The organism is Brevundimonas sp. TSRC1-1, assembly GCF_049898245.1.
GTDB classification, from domain to species: Bacteria; Pseudomonadota; Alphaproteobacteria; order Caulobacterales; family Caulobacteraceae; genus Brevundimonas; species Brevundimonas mediterranea_A.
The window spans coordinates 167,878-181,192 of the sequence record NZ_JAFCXI010000003.1 but is presented as its reverse complement, the minus strand read 5'-3'; the positions used below and the strand labels follow the sequence as shown (position 1 = coordinate 181,192).

Below are 13,315 nucleotides of genomic sequence, written 5' to 3'. Positions count from 1 at the left end.
AGTCGCCGTTGCCCGTCGTTTCGCCATCCTCGCGTTCCAGTCGCAAACCCAAGGGCGAGGGCCATTCACGGCGTGGCGAGATCCTCGCTGCGGCCGAACGCATCTTCGTCGAGTACGGCTATGAAGGGGCGACGATCCGCAAGATCGCCGACGAGGTCGGCCTGTCGTCGACCGCCCTCTATATGCATTTCTCCGACAAGGGCGCGATCCTGCAGGAAATCTGCCGCCACGCGTTCGGTGAGCTGATCTCGGCGGCTGAGTCCCTGTCCGCCCTCGATGGGCCGCCCGAGGTTCGCCTTCGGCGCATGATCGAGGTCTACGTCGATTTCGGATTCGCCAATCCGAACGCCTATCGCCTGATCTATCTGACCCGCCCCGTCGAGGCGCGGGACGGCGCCCAGAGCCTGTCGCAGGAACTGGGTGCGGGGGTCTTCGCGGCCTTCGAGACCCTGGTCGGTGAAACCGTGGCCGCAGGGCGGATGGAAGGGGATCCCCGCACGATCGCCCAATCGATCTGGGCCTCGGCCCATGGCGTCGTCTCCCTGATGATCACCAAACCCTATTTCCCTTGGGCGGAGCGCGAGGTGTTGGTGAAGACCACCCTGGACGCCGTCTTTTCCGGCCTGCTGAAATCGTGAACCGTGCTTGGGGGCTGGCGGCGGCGGTCGCGGCCATGGCCGTCGCCCAGGGCGCGCAGGCGCGTCCGTTGCGGGTCATGGCCCTGGACCAGTGCGCCGACCAGTACGTGCTGGCCCTGGCGCCGGACGCCGATCTGGCCCTGTCGCCGCGCGCCGACGATCCCGACGCCTGGTTGAGGCGCGAAGCGGCGGGCCACAGGCGTCTGCGGCCGACGCTGGAGGCGGCCGTGGGGTTCAGGCCGGATGTGGTCGTGCGCTACTGGGGCGGGGAGCCCAGGCTGCTGAACTTTCTGCAAACACGGGGCGTCACGGTGGTCACCATCGCGGACGCGACCGATATGGACGGGGTCCGGGCCAATATCCGCACGGCGGCCCGGGAATTGGGCCAGGTGGAACGCGGCGCACGGCTGGAACGGGCCATGCAGGCCAAACTTGACCGGGCGGCGGCGCCGGACCGCCCCCGGCCGGGCGCGGTCTATCTGACCTCGGGCGGGTTCACCTCCGGACCCGGCACCCTGATGGATGCGATGATCCGGGCCGCCGGGTTTCGCAATCTGACGGCCGCGCCGGGGTTCGGCGCCATCAGCGTCGAGCGGATCGCGATGGAGCCGCCGATCCGGTTCGTGCTGGGCTTCTTCGATCAGTTGCGGGCCGACTGGCGCGGGGCGGGGCGGCATCCGGTGGTGCGGCGCGCGGCCCAGGGACGGACGGCGGCGAAACTGCCGGCGGCGGTGCTGACCTGTCCGGCCTGGTTCGCGGCCGACGGGGTCGAGATGATGGCGAGAGGGCGGCCATGAGCCGGATGTTGAGGCTTTGCCTGATCCTGGGACTGGTCATCCTCGCGGCCCTGGCGGCCGCCGTGCTGATCGGCGAGACGCCCTTTGACGCCGCCCAGTATGCGGCGGCCTTCAGCGATCCGTCGTCCGGCCCATGGGTGGTCCTGTGGCAGGTGCGCGCGCCGCGCGCGGCCTGCGCCCTGGCGGTCGGCGCCGCACTCGGTCTGGCCGGGGCTGTAATGCAGGGATTGTTGCGCAATCCGCTGGCGGATCCCGGCGTTCTGGGCGTGTCGGCGACAGCGGCCCTGGGGGCGGCCCTGGCCATTGTCCTGGGCGGCGCCGGGGTGGCGGGCGTGGTCGAGATGTCCGCCCTGTTGGGGGCGGCGGCGGCGGGCGGTCTGCTGATCGTCGCCTCGGGCCTGATGCGGGCGCCGGAGGCTCTGATCCTGTTCGGCGTGGCCCTGTCCAGTTTCGCCGGGGCGGCCACCGCGCTGATCTTCAACCTGTCGCCGTCGCCCATCGCCCAGGCCGAGGTCATGTCCTGGCTGCTGGGGTCGGTGCAGAACCGGAGCTGGGTCGATGTAGCCTGGGTCACGCCCGCGGTGGTCGTCGCGGCGGTCTTCGCCGGCCTGTCGGCGGGAGGGCTGCGGATGCTGACCCTGGGCGACGAGGCGGCGGCCGCGTCGGGTCTGTCCATGGGGTGGGTTCGCGCCTTGGCTCTGGTCGCGGCGGCGGTGGCGACGGGGGCGGCGGTGGCCGTGGCGGGCGTGATCGGCTTCGTCGGTCTGGCGGCGCCCCATCTGGTGCGGGCTGCGGTGCGGGGCGATCCGGGGCGGATCCTGGCGCCCTCGGCCCTGGCGGGGGGGCTGATGCTGGTGGCGGCCGATCTTCTGGCCCGGCTGACGCCCACGGATCAGGAACTGAAGCTGGGGGTGTTCACCGCCCTGATCGGCGCACCCTTGTTCGCCCTGATCGCCTGGCGGGCGGCGCGGGAGTGGCGGCTGTGAGCCTGTTGTCGTTGAACGCCGTCCGGGCCAGGATCGGGCGTGAGCAGGTGCTGGATGGGGTCAGCCTGACCGTCTCGGCCGGCGAGGTCGTGGCCCTGTGCGGCCCGAACGGGGCGGGCAAGAGCAGCGTGATCCGGGCGGCGGCGGGACTGCTGGCGGCAGAGAGCGGCGAGGTGCGACTGGGCGACGACGACATCGGTCGTCTATCGCCGCGCCAGAGAGCCGAACGCCTGTCCTATCTGCCGCAGGAGCGGCGGATCGCCTGGAATCTGCCTGCGGTTGAGGTGGCCGCCCTGGGCGCGCCCTTCCTGGCGGGAGAGGCGGCTCTGGATCGGGCCAAGGAAGCGCTGCTGGCCGTCGGGGCGGGCCATCTGGCGGATCGAGGGGTGGCCGAAATGTCGGGCGGCGAGCGGGCGCGGGTTCTGCTGGCGCGGGCTCTGGTGGTCGATGCGCCGCTTCTGCTGGCCGACGAGCCGACGGCGGGTCTGGACCCGGACGCTCAGCGGCTGGTGCTGGAACAACTGCGGGCGCGGTCTAGAGCCGCCGCCGGGGTGCTGGTCAGCCTGCACGATCTGACCCTGGCCGCCGCTTTTGCGGACCGGGTGGTCGTGCTGGACGGCGGACGCATCGTCGCCGACGCCGCGCCCCTGGACGCCCTGGCGCAACCCGTGTTGCGCCAGGTCTTCGGCCTGGACGGGACCTGGATCGAGGGGCCGGACGGGCCGCTGCTGGCGGCCCGCCGGGCTCAGTAGGCGGCGTAGGGACGGGGACCGGCGGCCGCGCCGCGCGCAATGTCGGCCGAGGTCGTCAGCGGGGCCGATCCCCCGTTCAGCCGGGCCTTGTAGACGGCCATATTCTCCATCACCCGCATCATATAGTTGCGCGTCTCGGTGAAGGGCGCGCATTCGATGAAGTCGATGGCCGCATTGGAATCGCCGCGCGGGTCGCCACAGCGGGCGATCCACTGGTTCGGCCGCGCCGGGCCGGCGTTGTAGCCGACCGTCGCCAGCAGCATGGAGCCGTTGTTGGCCGCCATCAGCTCGCCCAGGTGATAGCTGCCCAGGGTCATGTTGTAGTCCGGATCCCACAGCTGCTCGGCCGAGAAGCCCATGCCCAGGCGACGGGCGACGCCCGAACCCGTGGCGGGCAGGAACTGCATCATGCCGCGCGCATCGGCGCCGGAGCGGGCGCGCGGGTCGAAGCTGGATTCCTGGCGGGTGATGGCCTGGGTGAATTCCAGCGGCGCGGCGCCGGCGACCTGGGGCGGGACGCGCACGGGGTACATGCGTTCGGGCAGGACGAAGCCGCGCTGGCTGGCGGCGCGGCCGACCATCATGGCGGTGAAGCCTTCGCCATAGCTGCGGGTCAGGTCCATCAGCAGGGCCAGATCCTCGATGGTCGGCAGGTCGTTGTCGAGCTGATAGGCGAAGACCCGCAGCAGGCTGGTCTCGCCGGTCTCGCCCAGGATTCGCGTGGCGCGGACGAGCTCGTTGGATTCGAACCGGGCGATGTCGGCCTGGGTCGGGGCCGGTTCGCCGGGCAGGGTCAGGGTGGTCATCCCGGCTTTCTCGGCCGCCAGTTGGCCGTAGAAGGTCTGCCAATGCTGGGCGCCGTTGCGGTAATAGCCGAGTGCGGCGTCGCGCTCGCCCCGCGCCTCGGCGGCCCGGCCCAGCCAGTAATAGGCCCGACCCTGGGTGATCGGGGTGGAGGAGGCGGTGCGCAGGGCCTCGAAATGCCGCGCGGCGATCTCAGGCTGGTTCAGCTTGGTCAGGGCGACCCAGCCGGCGAAGAACTCCGCGTCCACCATCCGGTCGCCGGAGGTGAAGCCGTGGCCGTTCATGGCGTCATAGGCGGCGCGCCAATTCCCCTGTTGCAGGGCGTCGAGGTAATAGTTGCGGCGCTCGGTCCACAGGGTGTTGTCGCCTGCGGTATGAGCCGGGGCGGGCGGCAGGTTGGCCAGCAGGGGGAAGGCTTCCGACTGGCGGTTCTGAGAGCGCAGGATGCGCACCCGTTCCAGCGTCACCGCCGGATCGGCGGCCTGGGCGGGCGTCAGGGCGGCGACCACGGCGTCCGGGCTGTAGGCGGTGCGCAGGCTCATGACCGCATTGGCGACGGCCGCCTGTTCCTGCGAGACAAGATCGAGCATGGCGCGCGTCGCCGGGCCGTGCGGACCGAGCAACAGCATGTTCAGCCGCGCCTCGTGATCGGCCGGGGTCAGTTCGCCGCCCCAGCGCGCGAGGATGCGCGATTGCGGCTCGGCGTCGAAGGATCGGGTCCGCCACCAGTCGCGAATCAGGGCGCGGGCCTCGCGGTGACGCCCGCGCTGTTCGAGCGCCGAGGCGTTGGCGATGGCGCCTTGTACGGTTTCGGGCGGGTGGTCGGAGAAGAGGGCCATGACGGCGTCCGGCGTGGCGCCGACGCGGTCCAGAACCGATTCTGCGGCGGCGCGACGTGATTCGGCGCGCGGCCAGCCCTTCAAGGCCGTCTGGGCCTGGGCGAGTTCGGCGTAGGAGAGTTGTTCGCCCGAAGTGTCGATCAGGGCCCACTCGATCAGCTTGCGCGCCGTGGGGTCGCGCATCTGCGAGATCGCAGCCTGGGCGCCGGGGATGTCGCGCGCCCGCGCCGCCGCCAGGCCCTGACGGAACAGGGCCGTGTCCTGGTCATCGAGCACGCGGCCCTGATAGGTGGGGCTGTAACCCGGCACGGATTGTGAAACGGCGGAATAGGGAACAGGTTGGCCGGGAAGGGCGTCCTGCGGGGTCGGGGCGATGACGGCGAGGGCCGCAGCCAGACTGGTCGCGATCATGATATTTCCTGTTCTCATTCATCCCGGTTGCGGCGAGGCCGCTGGCGACCTAACGTCCCGCGCTCTCAAGACAGAGGTTCTGGACATCCGTCCATCGCCCCTCCCCACGCAGGCTAGCTAGTCCCATGACCGCCCCCTTGTTCAAGGGCGTGATCACCGCCCTGATCACACCACTTCATGACGGAAACGTGGACGAAGCCGCATTCGCCACGCTCATCGAAAGACAGATCGCCGCAGGCGTCGACGGCCTGGTGCCCGTCGGCACGACGGGCGAGGGCGCCAGCATGGACCTGGACGAGCACAAGCATGTGATCGACCTATGCGTGCGGCTGGTGGCGGGGCGCGTCAGCGTCATCGCTGGAACCGGATCGCCCTACACCAAGGAAGCCATCGACCTGACCCGGCACGCCAAGGCGGTGGGTGCGGATGGGGCGTTGATCGTCACCCCCTATTATATCCGCCCCTCGCAGGCGGGCATGGCGGCGCATTTCGAGGCTATCGCTGACGCCGTTCAGCTGCCGATCCTGCTCTACAACGTCCCGTCGCGTACGGGAGTCGATCTGGCCAATGAGACGGTAGCGCGGCTGGCGGCCCATCCGAACATCGTCGGCGTCAAGGACGCCACCGGCGACATGAGCCGGGTCAGCTGGATGCGCGCCAATATCGACGGCCAATTCGACCTGATCTCGGGCGATGATTCCAGCTATCTGGGTTATCACGCCTGTGGCGGGGTCGGACTGATCTCGGTGGCGTCCAATGTCGCGCCCGAGGCCATGGTCGCCCTGCACAATGCGGCGGCGGCCGGCGACTACGCCACCGCCCGCGACTGGCAGAATCGACTGATCGGCCTGTGCAAGGCGCTGTTCCTCGACAATTCTCCGGCTCCGACCAAATACGCCCTGGCCCGGTTGGGCCTGTGCAGCGAGGAGGCGCGGCTGCCGTTGTCGCCGACTTCGGAAGGGGTCAAGCCGCTGATCGACCGCGCCATGGCGGATGCGGGCGTCGTCTGATGGCGCCGCAGCCGCAGTCGAAGTCCAAGGTCATCGCCGAGAACCGCCGCGCGCGGTTCGACTATTTCCTTGAGGACAATATCGAGGCGGGTATTCAACTGCTCGGCACAGAGATCAAGGCGCTGCGGGACGGACGGGCCAATATCGCCGAAAGCTATGCGGCGGTGGAGGGGCGCGAGATCGTCCTGATCAACGCCGACATCCCGCCGTACAAGCAGGCCAACCGCTTCAATCACGAGCCGCGCCGACCACGTAAACTGCTGCTGCACAGGAAGCAGATCGACCGGTTGATAGGGGCGGTGCAGCGCGACGGTCAGACGATCATTCCGCTGAAGCTGTATCTGAACGACGCGGGCAAGGCGAAGCTGGAGATCGCCCTGGCCAAGGGCAAGAAGCTGCACGACAAGCGCGAGGCCTCGGCCGAACGGGACTGGCAGCGCGACAAGGCCCGTCTGATGCGCGACAAGGGCTGAGGTCCGAACACTACCCCAGCGGCCGGGCGTCCGTGACGCCCGGCAGATCAGCGAAACCATAGCCGCCCGCGCCTCCGGTCCCTGTGGACGGATGGAAAAGGCCGCCTGTGATCAGGGCCAGGCCCGTGATCACAATCACGAGGATCGCGGCCAGGATCGCGATCCTGCGCTCGCGTCGCGTGAATAATCCGTCAGTGCGTCGCATCGTCCAGCCTCCCGCTGGGAGACGAACGCCGAACGCTCGCCTCTGTTCCGCCTTATTTCAGCATGGCAGAGTCGTGCGACACGCACGCAACAGTAGAGGGTTAGCGGGCGATGATCTCGCGCGCCCGATCAAACACCGCCTCGAACATGGCCGGGGTCAGCCGGCCGGTGTTCGTGTTCAATCGGGAGCAGTGATACGAGTTCAGGATGACGTATCCGCCGGCCTCGCCCTCTGCGCCATGGCCGGCCGGCATGGCCGAGGCCGGCCGGCCGAACGCCTTGAGGATGTTGCGGCGAGAGACGTCGCCCAGGGTCACGATGACCTTCAGATTGGGCAGCAAGGCCAGGCGGTCGATCAGGAAGGGGCGGCAGGTCGTCTCTTCGATCGGCAGCGGCTTGTTGCCGGGCGGGGCGCAGCGGACCGCGTTGGTGATCATGCAGTCCACCAGCGTCAGGTCGTCGTCGCCGTCCGGATCATAGTGGCCCTGGGCGAAGCCGGCCTTTTTCAGGGTGTCGTACAGCAGCCAGCCGGCGTGATCGCCGGTGAAAGGCCGCCCCGTGCGATTGGCGCCGGTGCGGCCCGGCGCGAGACCCGCGACCAGCAGCCGGGCGTTGGGATCGCCGAAGGACGGGGCGGGGCCGTTCCACCAGTCGGGGTTCTGGCGGGCGTTCTCCTGGCGATACTCGACCAGGCGCGGACACAGGGGGCAGTCGCGGGGGGGCTCGGGTCTCAGGCTCATTGACCGGCGCCGGTCTTGGGGCGGCCGAACTCGGCCATCAGGTCGTTCAGATCAAGGAAGGCGTCGGCCTGGCGACGCAGTTCGTCGGCGATATGCGGCGGCTGGGTCTTCTGGGTCGAGACGACAGTGACGCGCACGCCTTGCGCCTGCACCGCTTGCACCAGTCGCCGAAAGTCCCCGTCGCCGGAAAACAGCACGGCGTGATCCAGGCGGGGGGCCAGTTCCAGCATGTCCACCGCGATCTCGATATCCATATTTCCCTTGATCCGGCTGTGGCCCTGGCCGTCGGTGAAGCGCTTCACCGGCTTGGTCACGACCGAAAAGCCGTTGTAGTCCAGCCAGTCCACCAGGGGCTTCACCGGCGAGAACTCTTCGCCCTCGACCACCGCCGTGTAATAATAGGCTCGCGTCAGGATGGATTTCTCGCGGAACCAGTCCAGCATCCGCTTGAAGTCCATATCGTGCTGCAAGGCGCGGGCGGCGGAATACAGGTTCGAGCCGTCGATGAAGATCGCCAGGCGGTCGGTGGAATGAAACATGGTCGAGGCCGTCAAAAGAAATGAAGAAAATGGCGCCCTGCCGGACGCTGCAGTCGATGTGGGAATCGACGGCGCGCCCGATCTGGACGCTGCAGTCATCGTGGCGCTGGGCTGCAATGACAAGGGGGTCTGGGCCTCCTGCCGCGAGGCGCTGGAGGCCGCCTTGGCGCGTTTTCGCAGCGAGGGCGTCGATGTGGTGGCGCGATCATCCTGGTGGTCGTCCATGGCCTGGCCCGATCCGCAGGACCCGCCGTTCCTGAACGGGGTGGTCATCGTCGCCACGCGCCACGATCCCCACGCGCTGATGGCGGCCCTGGGGCGGATCGAGGATGTCTTCGGCCGTCAGCGGTCGGTCCGCAACGCCCCGCGCACGCTGGATCTGGACCTGATCGCCTATGGTCGACTGAGCGGAGACCTGGACGGGCTGATCCTGCCGCACCCCCGCGCGGCCGAGCGCCGCTTCGTTATGGGGCCGATTGCGGAGATCGCGCCGGACTGGGTCCATCCCCACGGCGGGGTCGCCCAGGCCCTGGCGGCTTCGGCGACGGTGGGGCGCGACGCCCATCCGGTCTGAGGCCGCACTTTCGCCGCTCTGGCGTTGCAAAAGTCAGTCCCTATCTGTATTTCACGCGGTTCTCCCCCGCGTTCGAGGAATTTCATGGCCCGCGTCACCGTCGAAGACTGCATCGAAAAGGTACCGAACCGCTTTGGTCTGGTGCTGATGGCCGGCCACCGCGCCCGCAGCATCGCCAACGGCGCCGCCCTGACGATCGACCGCGACAACGACAAGAACCCGGTCGTCGCCCTGCGCGAGATCGCCGACGACACCGTCGTGCCGGACGAACTGCGCGAAACCATCATCACCACGCTGCAACGCGTCGATGAGCGCACCGAAGCCGAGGACGAAGCCGAAACCGTCGCCCTGCTGGCCGAACCGCAACACATGAACATGGCCGAGGCCGAGCTGATCCGCGCGCTGCAAAGCGACCGCGACGGCGGTCAGGAGGAGCGGTACTGACGCCCGAGGGAGCCCCTGGCGTCACTATCCTGCCGGCGCGGACCGAGACGGTTCCGCCGGCGCCCCAAACTGCAAACAAAAACGAACCTGTTTCGACAGCATCCGAACCTGAGCCCGCCCCCAAGCGTGCGCCCGTTCTGCGTCAGTTCGAACTGATCGAGGCCGTCAAGGCCTATGACCCTACCGCCGACGAAGCGCTGCTGAACCGCGCCTATGTCTATGCGATGAAGATGCACGGCTCGCAGATGCGGGCCTCGGGCGATCCCTATTTCGCCCACCCGATCCAGGTCGCGGGCATACTGACCGACTACAAGCTCGACACAGCCACCATCGTCACGGCCCTGCTGCACGACGTGGTCGAGGACACCTCGGCGACGCGCGACGACATCGCCCAGATGTTCGGCGAAGAGGTCGCCGTTCTGGTCGAGGGCGTGACCAAGCTGAGCCGGCTGGAGCTCCAGGCGGAGCACACCCGCCAGGCGGAGAACCTGCGGAAATTCATCCTGGCCATCAGCCGGGACGTCCGGGTGCTGCTGGTCAAGCTGGCGGATCGTCTGCACAACATGCGCACGCTCCAATACGTCAAGCCGGAGAAGCGCGAACGGATCAGCCGCGAGACGCTGGAAGTCTATGCCCCGCTGGGACGGTCGATCGGCATCCACTCGATTGCGTCCGAGTTGGAAGAACTGGCCTTCACCTATCTGAATCCGACGGCGAAGACGGCCATCGAACGGCGGCTGGAGGCGCTGAAGCTGGAGCATGGCCGCGCCATCGAAGGCGTGTCCGGCGAGGTCGAGCGGGTTCTGTCCGAGGCGGGCGTGGGCGCCCATGTGTTCGGGCGGCAGAAGACCCCCTATTCGATCTGGCGCAAGCTGCAGCGCAAGTCGGTCGGGTTTTCGTCCCTGTCGGACATCTATGGGTTCCGCGTGATCGTTGAAGCGGAAGACGACTGCTACCGCGCCCTGGGCGTCATCCATCGCGAATGGCCGATGGTGCCGGAGCGGTTCAAGGATTTCATCTCGACGCCCAAGTCGAACAACTATCGCTCGCTTCACACCACTGTGGTCGGGCCGCGCGGCCTCCGGATCGAGATGCAAATCCGCACAGAGGCGATGGATCGCGTGGCGGAAGACGGCGTGGCGGCCCATTGGCGCTACAAGAACCAGTCCTATGGATTCGACCGCGAGGCCATGGCCAAGGGCGGCGGACGCGATCCGCTGCAGAACCTGCGCCATCTCGTTCAGGTGATCGAGCACGGCGAGGGCGGCGAAGATTGGGTCGAGCACGCCAAGCTCGAAATGTACCTGGACCAGGTGTTCGTCTTCACGCCCAAGGGGCGGCTGGTGACCCTGCCGCGCGGCGGCATGCCGCTGGACTTCGCCTACGCCGTCCACACCGAGGTCGGGGACACGGCCGTGGGGGTCAAGGTCAATGGCGAACTGAAGCCGATGCGGACGCCGCTTCAGAACGGCGACGTGATCGAGATCATCCGCGGGGCCAAACGCGAAGTGCCCGCCGACTGGCGCAGCCTGACGGTCACGGGCCGGGCCCGTTCAGCCATCCGCCGCCACATCCGGACTTCGGAACGCGAGGAGTTCGTCAAACTGGGCCGGATCGCCCTGCAGCAGACCCTGGCCCGAATAGACAAGACTCTGGCCGAGGTGTCGCTGAAGCCGATTCTGGAGACCCTGGCGGTCGCCGGCGATGATGATGTGTTCGAAAGCCTGGGTCGCGGCCGACTGTCGCCGACGACGGTGGCGGAGACCCTGTTCCCCGCCATGAAGGGGCGGCTGAAGGCCGGACCCGAGAAACAACGGATCGAAAGCGACACCGCCCGTCTGTTCGTGCGCGGTGGCGGACTGACGCCGGGCGTCAGCGTCCATTTCGGTCAGTGCTGCACCCCGGTGCCGGGTGATCGGATCGTCGGCATCCTGGAGCCGGAGATCGGCCTGACGGTCCATACGATCGACTGCCAGTCCCTGGCGGCCTTCGCCGATGACGACTCGGTCTGGCACGACCTGCAATGGACGCCCCAGGCCGAGACAGACGCCGTTGCGGCGGTTCGTCTGAACGCGACCATTCGCAACGCGCCGGGGGTGCTGGGGCAGGTGACGACCCTGATCGGCGAGGCGGGCGGCAATATCATCAACCTGTCGATGGCCTACCGCCAACAGGACTTCTTCGATGTGACCATCGACGTCGAGGTCGAGGACGCCAAACACGCGACCATGCTCATGGCGGCGCTGCGGGCCAATCCATCCGTCGACAACGTCGATCGCGGTCGAGGCTGAGCCTTTGACACGACGCTTCCAGGCGCTAAGACCGCGCCATGAACACCCAAGACGTCCTCAACGAATTCCGTGACGCCGGCGCCCTGCGCGAAGGCCATTTCGTCCTGTCGTCCGGCCTGCACAGCCCGGTCTTCCTGCAGAAGAACCTGGTCTTCATGCAGACCGACCGCTGCGAACGCCTGTGCAAGGCGCTGGCCGACAAGATCGTCGCGACCGTGGGGCCCGTGGATGTCGCCATTTCGCCGGCCGTGGGCGGGATTATCCCCGGATATGAGACCGCGCGTCACCTGGGCGTGCCGTCGATGTATGTCGAGCGGGAAGGCGGGCAGTTCAAGCTGCGGCGCGGGTTCTCGGTCGAGCCGGGGCAGAAGGTGGTGATGGTCGAGGACATCGTCACCACGGGCCTGTCGTCGCGCGAATGCATCGCCGCCATCCAGGCTGCGGGGGGCGAAGTGGTCGCGGCCGCCTGTATCGTGGATCGGTCGGGCGGCAAGGCGGATGTGGGCGTGCCCCTGATCGCCCTGGCCTCGCTGGAAGTGCCGGCCTATCCGGCCGACGCCCTGCCGCCGGAACTGGCGGCTTTGCCGGTCGAAGATCCGGGCAGCCGCAGACTTTCGAAGTGATGTTCGGTTTGGCGAGGAGCTGAGATGCGCGAACGGGTCAGGCTGGGCGTCAACATCGATCATGTCGCCACCGTGCGGAACGCGCGGGGCGGGACGCATCCTGATCCGGCCCGTGCCGCTGAGGCGGCGCTGGCCGCCGGCGCCGACGGAATCACCGCCCATCTGCGCGAGGACCGTCGCCATATCACCGACGCCGACATCGATGTTCTGAGCGCCCTGTGCGCCCGGGCGGGCAAGCCGCTGAATTTCGAGATGGCGGTGACGGAGGAGATGCTGGCCATCGCCCTGCGCCATCGGCCCCACGCCGCCTGTCTGGTGCCCGAACGGCGCGAGGAGGTCACGACCGAGGGCGGTCTGGCCGTCGCGGGGCACGAGGCGCGGATCGCGCCGGTGGCCCAGGCCCTGGCCGAGGCGGGCATCCGGGTGTCCCTGTTCATTGAGCCGTCGGAAGACCAGGTCGAGGCCGCCGCCGCCGTCGGCGCCCAAGTGGTGGAGTTCCACACGGGCCGCTACTGCCTGCTGACCGATCCCGGCGAGCGGGAGGTCGAGTTCGAACGGATCGCCGCCGCCGCCGCCCAGGCCGACATCCTGGGGCTTGAGGTCCATGCCGGCCATGGGCTGGACTACGACACGGCGCCGCGCATGCTGGCGATCCCCGAAGTTCGCGAGCTGAACATCGGCCATTTCCTGATCGGCGAATCCATCTTCGTCGGCCTGGATTCCGCCATCCGCCGCATGCGGGCGGCGATGGACGCCGCCCTGTGATCCTGGGCGTCGGGGCGGACCTGTCCGATATTCGGAGAATCCAGGCCTCGCTGGATCGGTTCGGCGAGCGGTTCAAACAGCGCTGTTTCACCGATCTGGAGCGGACGCGATCGGACCGCAAGCCTGATCCCGCCTGGAGTTACGCCAAGCGGTTCGCCGCCAAGGAGGCCTGCGCCAAGGCCCTGGGCACCGGGATGAGAGCCGATGTCTACTGGCGCGACATGGGGGTGGTGAATCTGCGCTCCGGCCAGCCGACCCTGGCCCTGACGGGCCACGCCGCCGACCATCTGGCGCGACTGACGCCGGCGGGTCATGAGGCGAGGATTCACCTGACCCTCAGCGATGAACACCCCTATGCACTCGCCTTCGTGGTGATCGAAGCCTTGCCGCTGTCGTAATCGCGATATACCCGTCACGAGACGACC

Annotated in this window: 16 protein-coding genes; 12 read left to right on the top strand and 4 right to left on the bottom strand. The window is 68.2% G+C overall.

Going from position 1 to position 13,315, the window contains the following annotated elements; all coding sequences use genetic code 11:
* Positions 1 to 8: 8 nt before the first annotated feature.
* Genes ACP7CK_RS10800 through ACP7CK_RS10785 form a run of 4 tightly spaced genes read left to right on the top strand, consistent with a single transcriptional unit; the run spans position 9 to position 3,173 of the window.
* A complete protein-coding gene (locus ACP7CK_RS10800) occupies positions 9 to 638 on the top strand; it encodes a TetR/AcrR family transcriptional regulator (protein ID WP_292148429.1) in 630 nt (209 codons plus the stop codon).
* The gene (locus ACP7CK_RS10795) at positions 635 to 1,435 is read left to right on the top strand and encodes an ABC transporter substrate-binding protein (protein WP_426025997.1); all 801 of its coding nucleotides are present in this window, start codon (positions 635 to 637) and stop codon (positions 1,433 to 1,435) included. Before ACP7CK_RS10800 ends, ACP7CK_RS10795 begins: the two co-directional genes overlap by 4 nt.
* Positions 1,432 to 2,421, top strand: coding sequence for a FecCD family ABC transporter permease (locus ACP7CK_RS10790; protein WP_426025996.1), 990 nt, complete (start codon positions 1,432 to 1,434; stop codon positions 2,419 to 2,421). Before ACP7CK_RS10795 ends, ACP7CK_RS10790 begins: the two co-directional genes overlap by 4 nt.
* Positions 2,418 to 3,173, top strand: coding sequence for an ABC transporter ATP-binding protein (locus ACP7CK_RS10785; RefSeq protein WP_426025995.1), 756 nt, complete (start codon positions 2,418 to 2,420; stop codon positions 3,171 to 3,173). Before ACP7CK_RS10790 ends, ACP7CK_RS10785 begins: the two co-directional genes overlap by 4 nt.
* On the opposite strand, the gene ACP7CK_RS10780 is transcribed toward ACP7CK_RS10785, so the two are convergent.
* On the bottom strand, positions 3,167 to 5,227 hold the full coding sequence (locus tag ACP7CK_RS10780; protein WP_426025994.1) for a transglycosylase SLT domain-containing protein: 2,061 nt from the start codon (positions 5,225 to 5,227) through the stop codon (positions 3,167 to 3,169). The two genes, ACP7CK_RS10785 and ACP7CK_RS10780, sit on opposite strands and share 7 nt — an antisense overlap.
* A gap of 125 nt (positions 5,228 to 5,352) precedes the next feature.
* On the opposite strand from ACP7CK_RS10780, the gene dapA reads away from it, so the two are divergent.
* Both dapA and smpB read left to right on the top strand, forming a co-directional pair.
* Positions 5,353 to 6,237, top strand: a complete 885-nt coding sequence (dapA, locus tag ACP7CK_RS10775; protein WP_008260157.1) for a 4-hydroxy-tetrahydrodipicolinate synthase — start codon at positions 5,353 to 5,355, stop codon at positions 6,235 to 6,237.
* Entirely contained in the window at positions 6,237 to 6,710 is a 474-nt protein-coding gene (smpB, locus tag ACP7CK_RS10770) for an SsrA-binding protein SmpB (RefSeq protein WP_008259266.1), read from the top strand. The genes dapA and smpB overlap by 1 nt, the downstream gene beginning before the upstream one ends.
* Before the next feature lie 10 nt (positions 6,711 to 6,720).
* On the opposite strand, the gene ACP7CK_RS10765 is transcribed toward smpB, so the two are convergent.
* From ACP7CK_RS10765 to ACP7CK_RS10755, 3 genes are all read right to left on the bottom strand, one after another.
* Positions 6,721 to 6,915, bottom strand: a complete 195-nt coding sequence (locus tag ACP7CK_RS10765) for a hypothetical protein (RefSeq protein WP_426025993.1) — start codon at positions 6,913 to 6,915, stop codon at positions 6,721 to 6,723.
* Between the two features lie 100 nt (positions 6,916 to 7,015).
* A complete protein-coding gene (locus ACP7CK_RS10760; RefSeq protein WP_426025992.1) occupies positions 7,016 to 7,654 on the bottom strand; it encodes a uracil-DNA glycosylase in 639 nt (212 codons plus the stop codon).
* Complete coding sequence (locus ACP7CK_RS10755) at positions 7,651 to 8,193, bottom strand: NYN domain-containing protein (RefSeq protein ID WP_154726187.1); 543 nt, start codon at positions 8,191 to 8,193, stop codon at positions 7,651 to 7,653. Before ACP7CK_RS10755 ends, ACP7CK_RS10760 begins: the two co-directional genes overlap by 4 nt.
* On the opposite strand from ACP7CK_RS10755, the gene folK reads away from it, so the two are divergent.
* From folK to acpS, 6 genes are all read left to right on the top strand, one after another.
* A complete protein-coding gene (folK, locus tag ACP7CK_RS10750; RefSeq protein ID WP_426025991.1) occupies positions 8,192 to 8,767 on the top strand; it encodes a 2-amino-4-hydroxy-6-hydroxymethyldihydropteridine diphosphokinase in 576 nt (191 codons plus the stop codon). The genes ACP7CK_RS10755 and folK overlap by 2 nt on opposite strands.
* A gap of 84 nt (positions 8,768 to 8,851) precedes the next feature.
* Positions 8,852 to 9,211, top strand: a complete 360-nt coding sequence (gene rpoZ, locus ACP7CK_RS10745; protein ID WP_008259724.1) for a DNA-directed RNA polymerase subunit omega — start codon at positions 8,852 to 8,854, stop codon at positions 9,209 to 9,211.
* Positions 9,212 to 9,348: 137 nt separating this feature from the next.
* On the top strand, positions 9,349 to 11,502 hold the full coding sequence (locus tag ACP7CK_RS10740) for a RelA/SpoT family protein (protein ID WP_426026350.1): 2,154 nt from the start codon (positions 9,349 to 9,351) through the stop codon (positions 11,500 to 11,502).
* A 38-nt stretch (positions 11,503 to 11,540) separates the two neighbouring features.
* A complete protein-coding gene (pyrE, locus tag ACP7CK_RS10735; protein ID WP_008264313.1) occupies positions 11,541 to 12,125 on the top strand; it encodes an orotate phosphoribosyltransferase in 585 nt (194 codons plus the stop codon).
* 24 nt (positions 12,126 to 12,149) lie between these two features.
* Positions 12,150 to 12,890, top strand: coding sequence for a pyridoxine 5'-phosphate synthase (locus tag ACP7CK_RS10730; RefSeq protein WP_008264343.1), 741 nt, complete (start codon positions 12,150 to 12,152; stop codon positions 12,888 to 12,890).
* Positions 12,887 to 13,288, top strand: a complete 402-nt coding sequence (acpS, locus tag ACP7CK_RS10725) for a holo-ACP synthase (RefSeq protein ID WP_154726192.1) — start codon at positions 12,887 to 12,889, stop codon at positions 13,286 to 13,288. The genes ACP7CK_RS10730 and acpS overlap by 4 nt, the downstream gene beginning before the upstream one ends.
* Positions 13,289 to 13,315: the final 27 nt, after the last annotated feature.

Bases quoted from the DNA above. Each gene is read 5' to 3' on its own strand.
- folK (WP_426025991.1), top strand. From the start codon at position 8,192: ATGGTCGAGGCCGTCAAAAGAAATGAAGAAAATGGCGCCCTGCCGGAC.
- smpB (WP_008259266.1), top strand. From the start codon at position 6,237: ATGGCGCCGCAGCCGCAGTCGAAGTCCAAGGTCATCGCCGAGAACCGC.
- ACP7CK_RS10760 (WP_426025992.1), bottom strand. From the start codon at position 7,654: ATGAGCCTGAGACCCGAGCCCCCCCGCGACTGCCCCCTGTGTCCGCGC.
- dapA (WP_008260157.1), top strand. From the start codon at position 5,353: ATGACCGCCCCCTTGTTCAAGGGCGTGATCACCGCCCTGATCACACCA.
- ACP7CK_RS10780 (WP_426025994.1), bottom strand. From the start codon at position 5,227: ATGATCGCGACCAGTCTGGCTGCGGCCCTCGCCGTCATCGCCCCGACC.
- ACP7CK_RS10730 (WP_008264343.1), top strand. From the start codon at position 12,150: ATGCGCGAACGGGTCAGGCTGGGCGTCAACATCGATCATGTCGCCACC.
- pyrE (WP_008264313.1), top strand. From the start codon at position 11,541: ATGAACACCCAAGACGTCCTCAACGAATTCCGTGACGCCGGCGCCCTG.
- ACP7CK_RS10765 (WP_426025993.1), bottom strand. From the start codon at position 6,915: ATGCGACGCACTGACGGATTATTCACGCGACGCGAGCGCAGGATCGCG.
- ACP7CK_RS10790 (WP_426025996.1), top strand. From the start codon at position 1,432: ATGAGCCGGATGTTGAGGCTTTGCCTGATCCTGGGACTGGTCATCCTC.
- rpoZ (WP_008259724.1), top strand. From the start codon at position 8,852: ATGGCCCGCGTCACCGTCGAAGACTGCATCGAAAAGGTACCGAACCGC.
- ACP7CK_RS10755 (WP_154726187.1), bottom strand. From the start codon at position 8,193: ATGTTTCATTCCACCGACCGCCTGGCGATCTTCATCGACGGCTCGAAC.